Here is a 12,339-nt window from a genome sequence, read left to right as displayed (position 1 = left end):
TTTGAGATTTTCTGCAATGAAACGACCTCATACCCTTGTAGTTTTAGCCATGACAGCAGATGGAAAAATCGCCGATAAACATAGTTCTGCCGCGCGTTTTGGTTCGGATGCTGATAAAAACCATCTAGAAACCCAAATTGCCCAAGTAGACGCAGTTTTATTCGGTGCTGGTACCCTTCGCGCTTATCATACCAGTTTCCCCATTTCTAACCCTGAACTCCTGCAATGGCGAAAACAACAACATAAACCCCCTCAACCTGTCCACATTGTCTGTTCAGCGTCAGGAAATCTTAACCCTGAAATGCGCTTTTTTCGGCAATCTCTCCCTCGTTGGTTACTCACTACCCACAGGGGAGAAAACACTTGGCAACAGACCAATTCTGAGGGGTTTGAACGCATTTTAAAGGCTGATGACCTAGATAACCGTATTAATTGGCTTAAGGCTTTTGAACAATTCACCACATTAGGCCTAGAAAAATTAGCTATCCTCGGCGGTGGCGGCTTAGTGGCCAGTTTACTCGAAGCCGCCTTAATTGATGAATTTTACTTAACCCTTTGTCCTCTCCTTTTGGGGGGTACAGATGCACCAACCCCGGTAGAGGGCCTCGGATTTAGCCAACAGCAGGCGCAAGAGCTAGAATTATTGAGCGTTAAACAGATTGAAGGGGAAATTTTTTTACACTATCGCTTACACCATTAACAGAGATTGCGTTACGCTGATATAAACCCCGCCCTTTAAAGGCGAAGCCCTAAAAAACAGTTGTAATTGCAGTCCCATGTTTCAAAAAGTCAAGCCAGAATATTCTCTTGCCTGGATACAAAAAATGGCGGAAATTCCCGAAGCCCAATGGGATGCCTTGGCTCAACCCCTTTCTACTCCCTTTTTGGAATGGGAATGGCTCAATAATTTGGAAACTTCTGGCAGTGCAAGCGGGAAAACCGGCTGTCAACCCTGCCATTTAACCGTATGGCGGAACCGCCAATTGATTGCGGCTGCCCCTTTATATATTAAAAGCCACAGTTACGGCGAATTTGTTTTTGATCATCAATGGGCAGATTTATCCCATCGTTTGGGCATACGCTATTATCCTAAATTAGTGGGGATGACTCCGTTTACCCCGGCCGAAGGCTATCGCTTTTTAATTGCTCCTGGAGAAGATGAAGATCAACTTACAGAATTGATGGTAGCCGCTATTGACCATTTTTGTGATCGAAATCATCTTTCAGGATGTCATTTTCTCTTTGTCGATCCCGAGTGGCGAGCGAAAATGGAAAATTATGGCTTTAGTCGTTGGTTACATCATAGTTATATTTGGACGAATAAGGGCTTTAACAGTTTTGAGGATTATTTAAGCATTTTTAATGCTAATCAGCGTCGTAATATTAAACGAGAAAGAAAGGCTGTTCAGCAAGCTGGATTAACTGTTAAAACTTGGGTCGGAGAGGAAATTCCTCATCATTTATTTCCATCCATTTATCATTTTTACAGTAGTACCTGTGATAAGTTTTATTGGGGAAGTAAATATCTAACTCGGAAATTTTTTGAGCAATTATATCCTAATTATCGTCATCGGGTGGTCTTAGTGGCTGCCTATCAGCAGGAAACAGATACTAAACCGGTTGGTTTATCTTTTTGTCTGCGAAAAGGGGATAACCTCTATGGGAGATATTGGGGAGCTTTACAAGAATTTGATTGTCTTCATTTTGAAGCTTGTTATTATCAGCCTATTGAATGGGCCATTCAAGAAAATATTCAAATGTTTGATCCCGGTGCGGGCGGGAAACATAAGCGAAGAAGAGGTTTTCCGGCTACCCCAAATTACAGCTTACACCGCTTTTATAACGCGAAAATGATTAAACTTTTACAGCATTATATGCCCGAAATTAATGAAATGGAACAGCAAGAAATAGATGCTATTAATGAGGATTTACCCTTCACCAAACGGGAAATTATTTTTCAACTATAGGCCCGATTGGTAGTAGCGTAATGGAAATATCCGGTTTTTCTATAGAGACGTGGCTTGGAACGTCTCTAAATTTTTAGAGCTTATTAATTTTGAGTAATTAACTGAATGGGAATTTGAATTTCACTACGTTTAAAGGCATCAGGAATATAAGGCCCATCATAAAAAAAGCGCCGAGGTTGTCCCACCACTTGATACTCAGGATGTTGTGATAGCCATTCGGTGAGCCGCTCAAGATTTTCTTGATAACTAGAATAGCTATAAGCGCCTTGCAATCCTAAACTCACTACCGTCATGGGAAGAACATCTTCTACTTCAATATTTTGAGCAATTTCTTTGGGATAAATCTGATTGTTACGATAGAGAAAGGAAACAGACGCTTCTCCATTAGCCGCAGCAGAGGAAACTGTATTATTGGGGTAACGGGTTTCCACTGGAGAAGTCATAGAAATATTATTAGAGGAAATATGTTGATAGAGAGGATAAAAAGCCTGATTAGCCGCCTGAGATAATTCCCCTTGATAACGATAGGTAGCCGCACGGTAACCCGGATATTGTTTAACCTCAATTTTTCCGGGTTCTGTGGGAGGCGGAAAACCTTCGGGTAAGGGAGCGCTGTTAGCTTGATATACACTAAAGGCAACCGCTACGCCGGCAAGGGTTATAATGCCCAATGTTAATAGAATATGATGGAGTTTCATATAAATCCTAGATAATCTAATACAGACATGGTATGTTAGATTCCTTATCCATCATAGTAGATTTTTATGAACAATCTCTCTGAGCAAATTCTCATTTTAGACACCACAATGCGTGACGGGGAACTTGTGCCGGGAATTAAAATGAGCCAAGCGGAAAAATTGCGGCTGGCTCAACTCTTAGAGGAGGCGAAAGTAGATATTATTGAAGTGAGCTATCCGGCGAAGTCTCAACAAGATTTTGATGAAATTGTCGCGGTTTCAAGGGAGATTAAAAATTCAATTGTTTGTGCTTTATCTAATCTTTCAGTCCAGGAAATAGAAAGGGCGGCAACAGGACTCAAATCAGCTTCTCGGGGCAGAATTCATCTCTACAGTAATGTAAATCTCGCTAAAAAAGAGCCTCTAAAGCGGCAAGAAGCACTTTCAATGATTCAACAGGGAGTTACTTTAGCTCGAAATTACTGTGATGATATAGAATGGTCTGCCTTTGATGCTAGTCGCAGTGATTTAGATTTTTTGTGTCGAGGCATAGAGATGGCTATCAACAGTGGGGCAAAAACCATTAATATTCCGGATAGTTTAGGAGTCTTATTGCCTGCTGAATTTGCTCAACTTCTTGAGAAAATATTTACTCGAGTTCCTAATATAGACAAATCCATCGTTTCTGTTCATTGTCATGATGACTGTGAGCAGGCACTCTTAAATTCTCTTATCGCTCTTGAAGTAGGCGTAAGACAAATTGAATGTTCTCTTAATGGGTTAGGTGCTAGAAAAGGTAACGCTAACCTCAAGAGTGTCATTAAAGAAATTGACCAAAATCCCACCTATAAAACCTCTGTAATTCTTGAAAAAATTCCCCCAGCCGAAGAACTGGTTAAACAAATCAGCGCAAGCAACTAGCAATAATCCCGTTGAGTATGAATAAACCCGAGTAGATTAAGAGGTTTTGGCTTCCTCAAGTAAAATAGTCAAATGTCCTACAGAATCGATGGCCACTTTAGCCGCATAATCTTCTTTTTTAAAAATGCTCGAGAAAATCCCCGCAGTTAAACCAACCGTTCTTCCTATTATTACACCTAGAGAACCTAGGCAAAGACTCCCAAAAACTTCTCCGGCAGTGGTGGAGCCGTTAATAATAATTTTGGATAAATAAGCCGAAGATAAACCAACAGAACTAAAACTTTTGGGAATAAAGGAAGAACTTGTCTTACTAACCCATGTATCAGTTTTATACTGATTGAGTTGAAAAATCTGTTTGAGATGGGTGGGAAGATCGCCAAAGCGAGTATAATCTGTATGAAGTTCAATAGTTTCCCCAGTAGTAACAGCATAACTGAGTTTTTGGTAAAACTCTTCTGTATCAGCAAAGATTAGTTTTCTCATAAAATCATTTGAGATCAATTGTTGAGCATCAAACTTGTAGCTGTCCATCAGACTACAGTTATAACATTCCCTAATCTTGAAAAAAACTAACACTCCTGTGAGTCGCGCTTTGCTCACCCGTTAGTGACTCGGTGTTAATGAGTCAGCCGCTTGCCAGAGGATAATACCCAAACCCGAGTAATAACGGGATTTCCTCCCCTGTGGATATGTGGGATACAACGTCTATATCCAAAGAGGGATTTTTAAAGCGGATTTACTATCAATACTTAATTAATATATTAATTAAACTTAACCTATTTTAAGCTGACAAGGTAAGCCAAAAACTTGAAAATATGGTATAATACAGAAGCATATAATTTTATCAATAGCTAATGTCAAAAATTTAAGAGCAGGTTAAATAAAAAATAATTGTTTAATTTTAGAAAGTCGAAAATGGATTGGAAATACTGTTTAATTGTTTTGGCAGTTTTATTGAATTTAATCTGGATTCAACCGGCCTTAGCTGATCAAGGAAAATCTTGGAAAAATGCAGAGAATTTTTATGTAGGTCAACAGGTCATCTGGCTTTACAAAGCTCACGCCAGTGCCAAAAATGTACAAAAAGTGCCCGGTGAAGTGCTTAAACTAGGAACCAAAGAAATACAAATTAAAGTTAAAACCAATAACGACGAGTTTGTTAAGCGTTGGGTTAGTCCAGATAAGCTCTTGAATATTAACAGTTAAAACCTCAGCACCAGGGGTTGAAAAGGGGGGTCTTATTAAAAAAAGCGAAGAAATCCGTTCACTACTCTAAAAATTAAACCGATTTTTTGAACCGAACACTTATTGATTAATCAGCAATTTTTGTTGATAATTTAATTATATTTAGGAGTAAAAATATTAAACACTCCGTATGGCATTAGCGAGATATCCGAGAATAATTTGCTGATTGGTATCAGGGTCTTTAAAAAGAATCACGCCTCGGGGTTCCTGATGCTCAGTTTGAATGACTCCATAACCGATTTGATCGTGTTTTACGCCTTCAAGAAGCTTAATAAACAATTGTTCCTGAAAAGAAAGTTGTTGATGATTGGCTTCCTGAATAACTTCTTCTTCTATTAAATATTCAAAATTAATTCCGTCAAACATAAATAACTCCGTTCTTCAATTGCTTGGAGTTCATTTTACCACTACAATTCCCCAATTCATTAAAAAATTATTAAAGAAGTAGAGAGAAATTAATAAAAAGGAAACCCCCGCCTCAACAAGGAAAGTAGGGGGGAGTGCTTCGCGGCACTAGGTGAGAGATTAGATGTAGCAGGGAAAAAAGGCTTTATTACGCCGGATGGTGAGAAATTTCCTGCTCTCTATCAATAAATATCTGCGCTAACACCTGATAAGCTTCTGTCCATGCCGCCATCACTTCATCAGTAGCGGCATCCCCTAAGACATCCTTAATCGCTTCTAAAAGACTGGCTCCGACGATAGGATATTGTTGGGGTTGAACATGAGTTTTAACGTGACGATGGGCTATGGTTTCTACCATAGATTTTAAAGCATCGAGATTGTCAATGTGAGTGGCATAACTCCATACAGCACGAGCCAGTTTTGCCGGCTGAAAACCGTTCGCTTGAGCAGACATATCGAATTGAGCTTGAATCTCGGGATGGTTGCGAAACATAATTTCATACATCCGAGTAGTAATTTGCTGACCGTGCTGTTTAATCAAAGGTGCTGTAGATTTAACAATATCGATAGTTTGTTGGCTGATGCGCGGCTGAGATTGAGGCTGTTCTGATAAAACCAGCACAAAAGCTAAATTTTCGGCTGCCTGTAGTGCATGGGGAGCATTAGCCGCCATAAAAACAAAAACTCCCGGTCTTAAAGCAATGTCATTACCTTCTAAGCTGAGAATTCCTTGACCTTCAATTACCGTAATCACCGCATTACGAGTGCTAGTATGTTCTTCAATTTGTGTGCCTTTAGCCAAACAAAAAAGACTATATTGGCTATGGTTATCTTTAACCAAAACTTTACTGAGAATTCCATCTTGGGGATATTCAATTAACTCTTGTAAATTTTGGGAAAAAGAAGTCTTTGAGGAACTCTTAACACTAACCATGTTTTTAACTCCATTAATATCGATTAAATCCGCCAATCAAAGTTCAATCTATCTCAATTTCATCTGTGTTTATCTCGGTTTATCTGTGGACAACACAAATCAAATTAGTTAAGCCAAACAAGCCATTAAATCTTGCTCAGGAGTCGTAATTGGTTTGAGATGATAGGCTTGAGAAAGCAGAGAGAGGACATTAGGAGAAATAAAAGCCGGCACCGTTGGGCCCAAACGAATATTATGAATGCCCAAATATAATAAAGTCAGTAAAATCGACACCGCTTTTTGTTCGTACCAAGAGAGAATCATCGACAAAGGCAACTGATTCACATTGACCTCAAACGCTTTAGCTAATTCCAAAGCAATCATAATAGCAGAATAAGCATCATTGCATTGGCCCACATCCATCAAACGGGGGATATCTCCAATGCATCCTAAATCTTGAGTAAAGAAACGAAACTTACCACAAGCAAGAGTTAACACCACACAATCAGAGGGAACTTTTTCCACAAATTCACTATAGTAATTGCGTCCTGATTTGGCTCCATCACATCCTCCCACTAAGAAAAAGTGACGGATATGGCCGGCTTTAACCGCATTAATCACATCAGGGGCTAACTCTAACACAGCATGACGAGCAAATCCAGTCATCACCGTTTTAGTTGCTTCTGTTGTCGTAAAACCGGGTAATTCCAAAGCTTTTTCAATAGCAGGAGTAAAGTCTCGTTTTTCCAGATGAGTGATTTCAGGCCAACCCACAGGGCCACAAGTAAAGAGCCGCTCTTTATAGGAATTATGAGGCGGCATGAGACAATTAGTCGTCATAATAATTGCCCCCGGAAATTGAGCAAATTCCTTGTGTTGATTGTGCCAAGCCGTGCCATAATGCCCATAAAGATGAGGATATTTTTGTTTTAAATTTGGATAACCATGAGCCGGCAACATTTCCCCGTGAGTATAGATAACAATTCCTTGATTAGCCGTTTGTTTGAGTAATTCTTCTAAATCTTTCAGGTCGTGGCCAGAAATTAAAATTGCTTTGCCGGGGATAGGATTAAGCGGCACAGAGGTAGGAACCGGATGACCATAATAGTTAGTATTGGCCTGATCGAGAATTTGCATCGCCCTTAAATTAATTTCCCCGACTTTCAGGGCTATTTCTAACCATTGATTGAGGTTTAAATCTTGACGGCCCAGATTAGTTAAGGTTTGATGGAAAAAATGATATATACGCTGATCTTCTTGTCCCAGTTGAGCGGCATGGTGAACATAAGCGGCAATACCTTTGAGTCCATAAAGAACAGTTAATTTAAGAGAGAAAATATCTACATTAGCCCCAGACTGACTGATAAATTCAAATTCAGCATCTTTCCCTTGTTGAACGAGGTTTTCTAGAACTGTAGCGGGGAGAAAATCAACAATTTCTGACCATTGTGGCGAGGTTCGGTGCAGGGAAATTTGAGCTTTTAACTCTTCGCGGATAGCTATCCCCTCATGAAGATAGTTGACAAAATCTTGCGAATCAAAGTTAACATTAGTAAGAGTAGAAAAGAGAGCCTCAGCGCTAAAGCGATCAGCTTTACAGGTGTCTAGTTCCAGTTGATGAGCAACCAGAGCAACTTCTCCTAATCCTCGTAAGCAATAAATTAATAAATCTTGAAGGGCATCAACTTCTGGACTTTTCCCACAGACACCATGTTGATAACATCCTTGTCCTTTAGCCGTTTCTTCGCATTGGTTACAAAACATGATCGCGTTCTCCTGATGGATCTCTTTTGCTTATGTGATTACTTTATCTCTACTGCTATAGACAACGCCTTGACTTAAGTCAAATGCAATATGAAAGATCAACTCGAAGACTTTTTAGGGACGACTCAAATGTTTAAAGGCTTACCGGCCGAACAGTTAAGCCTATTAGCCAAAATTACTAAAGTTCAAGTTTATGAGAAAGAGGAAACCCTTTTTTCGCAGGGAGATGAAGGAACAGGTTTCTTTATCGTTAAATCGGGGAAAATTAAGGTTTTTCAACTGTCGGCTGAGGGAAAAGAACAGATTCTTCATTTATTTGAGTCAAAAGAACATTTTGCTGAAGTGCCGGCTTTTGATGGGCTATGTTTTCCGGCTTGTGCGGCGGCGGTGGTTAGGAGTGAGGTTTTATTTTTTTCGAGAGAAGATTTTTTAAACCTTCTGAATGCTTATCCCCAGATAGCGATCAATATTTTGTCGGTGTTTGCCAGGCATTTGCGGCGGTTTGCTCATTTAATTGAAAACTTATCTTTAAGGGAAGTGCCGGGAAGATTGGCGGCATATTTACTCAATTTAAGTGAGCAACAAAATAATAGTGAGATAGTGAAATTGGATTTAACGAAGGGACAATTGGCGGCTGTTTTGGGGACAATTCCTGAAACGCTTTCTCGCGGCTTGGCTAAACTGACTCAAGAAGGATTAATCTCAACCGATGGCTTGTCAATTCGGTTGTTAAATCGGCAAGGGTTATTACAAAGAGCCGGAAAAATTGTCTAGTAAGTTAAGCCAAAAAATTGCTAACTCGAAAAATTCACAACAGGGTTTTGAGAGCGTCTTAAGAGTATTGTAAACTTTCAATACAAATATAGCAAAATAATGTAAAAAGTAGTAAACTATATCGTATGAAAAGAGCCTGTTAAATCTCATTCGTACAGGTGAAAAACCTTCTGAAGTGCGAGACTTGTAACCAATCGAGTTTGATCAGGTCAGAAAGCAATCACGGCGAGATGGAGACAATCAACAATTAATAACATAAACATTTCCAAATGCTTTATAACTAGGGGATAGAGAGGTGCGTAGTTCACGATTATGAGAATGATCTCTCAAAGTAAAAGTGAAGGGAGCATTTGAAATTATGTTGATGTCTCTTACAATATTTGACTAAACTTTTACGAACTATACAACCAATTCAGGGAATAAAATTATGTGTACTAGAGTTGTTTATCTTGGAAAAGACAAGCAAACAGGAAAGGACATGATTCTCACTGGCCGCAATATGGATTGGACCAGCGACGAAATGATGGAGAATAGTAATCTCTGGGCTTTTGACAAGGATATAGAGCGCAATGGAGCGGCTGGACCAGACCCCATTCAATGGACATCTCAATATAAAACTGTTGTGACGAGCTATCATGATGGTGCGGTGAGCGATGGCATCAATGAGGCGGGATTGGTTGCCAATATGAACTATCTCACTGAAACCAAATTTCCCGAACAAGCTGAGGGTCGTAAATCTCTAGCCGTTTCCGCTTGGGTGCAATACGTATTGGAAAATTACGCTACTGTTGCCGAAGCCGTTAAGGATCTAGAAAAAGAACCGTTTTATATTGTCTCGGCTGCACCTCCCGGTCGCCCACCGAACGAGGTAGCAACAACCCATCTATCGATTTCTGATGCTAGTGGAGATTCTGCTATCTTCCAGTACATCGAGGGTAAGTTGAATATTCACCACAACCGGGAGTATCAGGTTATGACTAACTCACCGATTTACGAAAAGCAACTAGCCCTTAATGAGTATTGGGAACGGATCGGCGGAATGACCATGTTACCAGGTACCAATCGATCCGAGGACCGGTTCGTTCGCGCTTCGTTTTATATTAATGCAATCCCCCAAAAAACCGATATCGATCAAGCGATTGCTGCTGTTTTTTCAGTTATTCGCAACGCCTCGGTTCCTTTAAACATTAGTACCTCAACGCAACCTATTATTTCTTGCACCCGTTGGCGCACAGTGGCAGATAGCACAAACAAGCGTTATTTTTTTGAATCCGCTTATGCTCCTTACGTTGTTTGGGTCAATTTAGCCGATCTAAAATTTGAAGACAATAAAAAGGCGAAAAACCTGGTTCTCAAAACTAATAAATTTATAGCTGGCGACGTGACGGAGTTGTTGGAACCTGCCGATCCATTTGAGTTCAGGACTGAGTAACAATAGCCGGCACAGGTAGCATAACGGTAGAACTGTAGGTTATAGATCGCCCCCTTCTAAACCAGGGGGTAGTCAAATATTAAAATTCTTCTTCATCAAGCCGCAGACTATCGACTTCTGCTTGCAATTCTTGAAAATAACTCGTTTGGGTAATTTCTGCCACTTGCGAGGCTCTTTTTTGTTGGTCAATTTCTATACGAAGTTCTTGAACTTGTCGTTTGAGGGCTTCTTGTTCTTGTTTACGCTGAGTAATATCTTGAATTATCCCTTCATAATATAAAACTTGGCCTTGTTCATTTCGCACTACTCTAGTATTTTCTTCTACCCAGATTTTGGTTCCATCTCGGCGATAGGTTTGATATTCAAATCCCTTAACTTGTCCAGTTTCTTCGATCCAACGTTGAAATTCTTCTCGCTGTTGAGGGTTGGCATAAATTTGAGTAGAAATATCTCTAACATTGGCTTTCATTTCTTCGGGAGATTCATAGCCATAAATCCTCGCCATTGCTGGATTAATATCCATATATACCCCTGCGGCTGTGGTTTGAAAAATTCCCTCTAAAGCGTTTTCAAAAATCCCTCTATATTTTTCTTCAGCGAGTCTCAATTTTTCTTCGGCTTTTTTTCTGCCTGTGATATCTTCTATGGTGGCTAAAATTCCGACGATATTACCTTGAGTATCTTCAATGGGAATTTTTTTTGTGTTATACCACACATCTTTATTCGGTTTATATTCTAAGGTTTCTGTCGATTTCCCACTGGTGATGACTTGACGGTCTTTTTCGATGTATTGTTCAATATTTGTCGCGTTCGGATATAAATCATAATCCGTTTTTCCCATCACTTGATTAGGGTCGCTAAATCCTGCGGCTTTTGCCCATAGTCGATTACAGCCTTTAAAAACCGAAGTTTTATCTTTCCAAAATATTAATTGAGGAATATTGTCTAAAACTAATTGCAGTAATCTTTCTTTTTCTTCCAAAGTTTTAATTTTTTGTAAATATTCTTGATTTTCTTGTTTTAGCTTGGCTATTTCTGCTTGCAAAAGCAATAAGTCTTCTTGATAATTTTGCTGTGGTTGTTTTTGATGCTCACTTGCCAATCCAGTCATAGTATTTTTCCCAATGTTTAAGCTGATCTGCATCTCTATTACATAATAGCTAAACTGATAACTTTGACGATTTTTAGGTTTCCGTTGTTTGTTTACCAACTATCTAAAGACTCATTTCCTTCAATCCAATCATTAAGATTGTTTTTGGCTAAAGCCGCATTAAATAAATGTAAACCAAAATCTACAGAAAGATCTTCACAAACTTTTATTCCTCGAATGCTGTTTCCTTTGGCATCTAGGAGAGGAGAAAATACACCTATGCCGAGTGTTTTTGGGGCAACGGCTGTAATTCCCCCACCCACGCCGCTTTTAGCCGGCATTCCCACCCTATACACCCATTCTCCTGATGAGTCATACATCCCACAGGTAAGCATGACACTGAGGACATCTTGGACATACTGTGCATCAATGGCTTTTTCGCCGGTTATCGGGTTAATTCCTCCATTGGCTAAAGTTGCCGCCATCATCGCTAAATCTTTGGCATTAACCATGATCGAACATTGTTGAAAATAGAGGTCAAGGGTTTCTTCTATTTTGTCGCTTATCATGCCAAAATTGAGCATTAAATAGGCGATAGCACGATTGCGATTTCCGGTGGCTTTTTCTGATAAAAAAACGGGAACATTAATATCTAGATTTCGTCCCGTATATCGACGAAACATATCTAAAATGCGTTTTAATCTTTCCGTTGCCCCTTTACCTTCAATTAAATCTGTGGTGGCAATGGCTCCAGCATTTACCATAGGATTATAAGGACGATTAGTTGTTTGGTCTAAAATAATAGAATTAAAAGCTTCTCCTGTGGGTTCTACTCCTACCTTTGTCCAAACATAATCCCGTCCATGATCTTCTAAAGCTAACCCATAAATAAACGCTTTAGAAATGGATTGAATAGTAAAGAGTTGCTCACATTCTCCCACTTCAAAAACTTGCCCGGCTTGAGTAATCACGCAAATGCCAAACCAATCAGGATTTGCCCCTGCCAATTCAGGAATATAATCAGCAACCACCCCCTCATTTAATTGCTTATATTTTTCATATAGCTCATTAATATAATTGCGAAAAGGAGAAGCAACGGCTGTAATTGAATTGGCTAGAGATTGTAAATTAGATTTTTCTGTCATCGTTTT

General features: G+C 39.5%; 13 protein-coding genes. 6 read left to right on the top strand and 7 right to left on the bottom strand.

The genetic code is table 11. The annotated features are described in order from the left end of the window. The first annotated feature begins 16 nt into the window (after positions 1 to 16). Positions 17 to 700: a RibD family protein gene (locus CYAN7822_RS19050; protein ID WP_013323890.1), complete on the top strand. Its 684-nt coding sequence runs from the start codon at positions 17 to 19 to the stop codon at positions 698 to 700. Between the two features lie 76 nt (positions 701 to 776). Beyond that, complete coding sequence (locus tag CYAN7822_RS19045; protein ID WP_013323889.1) at positions 777 to 1,967, top strand: GNAT family N-acetyltransferase; 1,191 nt, start codon at positions 777 to 779, stop codon at positions 1,965 to 1,967. Positions 1,968 to 2,050: 83 nt separating this feature from the next. Here the strand turns inward: CYAN7822_RS19045 and CYAN7822_RS19040 are convergent, their stop codons facing one another. Continuing rightward, the gene (locus tag CYAN7822_RS19040; protein WP_013323888.1) at positions 2,051 to 2,665 is read right to left on the bottom strand and encodes a heme-binding protein; all 615 of its coding nucleotides are present in this window, start codon (positions 2,663 to 2,665) and stop codon (positions 2,051 to 2,053) included. A gap of 66 nt (positions 2,666 to 2,731) precedes the next feature. On the opposite strand from CYAN7822_RS19040, the gene CYAN7822_RS19035 reads away from it, so the two are divergent. Then, entirely contained in the window at positions 2,732 to 3,565 is an 834-nt protein-coding gene (locus CYAN7822_RS19035; RefSeq protein WP_013323887.1) for a beta/alpha barrel domain-containing protein, read from the top strand. Between the two features lie 36 nt (positions 3,566 to 3,601). Here CYAN7822_RS19035 and CYAN7822_RS19030 read toward each other — a convergent pair whose 3' ends face one another. Next, positions 3,602 to 4,048: a hypothetical protein gene (locus CYAN7822_RS19030; RefSeq protein ID WP_162052175.1), complete on the bottom strand. Its 447-nt coding sequence runs from the start codon at positions 4,046 to 4,048 to the stop codon at positions 3,602 to 3,604. Between the two features lie 432 nt (positions 4,049 to 4,480). On the opposite strand from CYAN7822_RS19030, the gene CYAN7822_RS19025 reads away from it, so the two are divergent. Continuing rightward, positions 4,481 to 4,771, top strand: a complete 291-nt coding sequence (locus CYAN7822_RS19025) for a hypothetical protein (RefSeq protein WP_013323885.1) — start codon at positions 4,481 to 4,483, stop codon at positions 4,769 to 4,771. Between the two features lie 156 nt (positions 4,772 to 4,927). Here the strand turns inward: CYAN7822_RS19025 and CYAN7822_RS19020 are convergent, their stop codons facing one another. From CYAN7822_RS19020 to hcp, 3 genes are all read right to left on the bottom strand, one after another. After that, on the bottom strand, positions 4,928 to 5,176 hold the full coding sequence (locus CYAN7822_RS19020; protein WP_013323884.1) for a hypothetical protein: 249 nt from the start codon (positions 5,174 to 5,176) through the stop codon (positions 4,928 to 4,930). A 187-nt stretch (positions 5,177 to 5,363) separates the two neighbouring features. Continuing rightward, a complete protein-coding gene (locus CYAN7822_RS19015; protein WP_013323883.1) occupies positions 5,364 to 6,149 on the bottom strand; it encodes a globin domain-containing protein in 786 nt (261 codons plus the stop codon). A 108-nt stretch (positions 6,150 to 6,257) separates the two neighbouring features. Next, positions 6,258 to 7,892: a hydroxylamine reductase gene (gene hcp, locus CYAN7822_RS19010; protein WP_013323882.1), complete on the bottom strand. Its 1,635-nt coding sequence runs from the start codon at positions 7,890 to 7,892 to the stop codon at positions 6,258 to 6,260. Between the two features lie 90 nt (positions 7,893 to 7,982). Here hcp and CYAN7822_RS19005 point away from each other — a divergent pair, with 90 nt between their 5' ends. Both CYAN7822_RS19005 and CYAN7822_RS19000 read left to right on the top strand, forming a co-directional pair. Next, positions 7,983 to 8,666, top strand: a complete 684-nt coding sequence (locus tag CYAN7822_RS19005) for a Crp/Fnr family transcriptional regulator (RefSeq protein ID WP_013323881.1) — start codon at positions 7,983 to 7,985, stop codon at positions 8,664 to 8,666. 427 nt (positions 8,667 to 9,093) lie between these two features. Further along, complete coding sequence (locus tag CYAN7822_RS19000) at positions 9,094 to 10,098, top strand: linear amide C-N hydrolase (RefSeq protein ID WP_013323880.1); 1,005 nt, start codon at positions 9,094 to 9,096, stop codon at positions 10,096 to 10,098. Between the two features lie 79 nt (positions 10,099 to 10,177). Here CYAN7822_RS19000 and CYAN7822_RS35830 read toward each other — a convergent pair whose 3' ends face one another. Both CYAN7822_RS35830 and glsA read right to left on the bottom strand, forming a co-directional pair. Beyond that, positions 10,178 to 11,209, bottom strand: a complete 1,032-nt coding sequence (locus tag CYAN7822_RS35830) for a PAS domain-containing protein (protein WP_157871827.1) — start codon at positions 11,207 to 11,209, stop codon at positions 10,178 to 10,180. A 92-nt stretch (positions 11,210 to 11,301) separates the two neighbouring features. Then, positions 11,302 to 12,333, bottom strand: a complete 1,032-nt coding sequence (gene glsA / locus CYAN7822_RS18990) for a glutaminase A (RefSeq protein ID WP_013323878.1) — start codon at positions 12,331 to 12,333, stop codon at positions 11,302 to 11,304. Between the last annotated feature and the right edge of the window lie 6 nt (positions 12,334 to 12,339).

Source organism: Gloeothece verrucosa PCC 7822, assembly GCF_000147335.1.
GTDB classification, from domain to species: Bacteria; Cyanobacteriota; Cyanobacteriia; order Cyanobacteriales; family Microcystaceae; genus Gloeothece; species Gloeothece verrucosa.
This window is presented reverse-complemented; position numbering and strand designations above follow the sequence as displayed.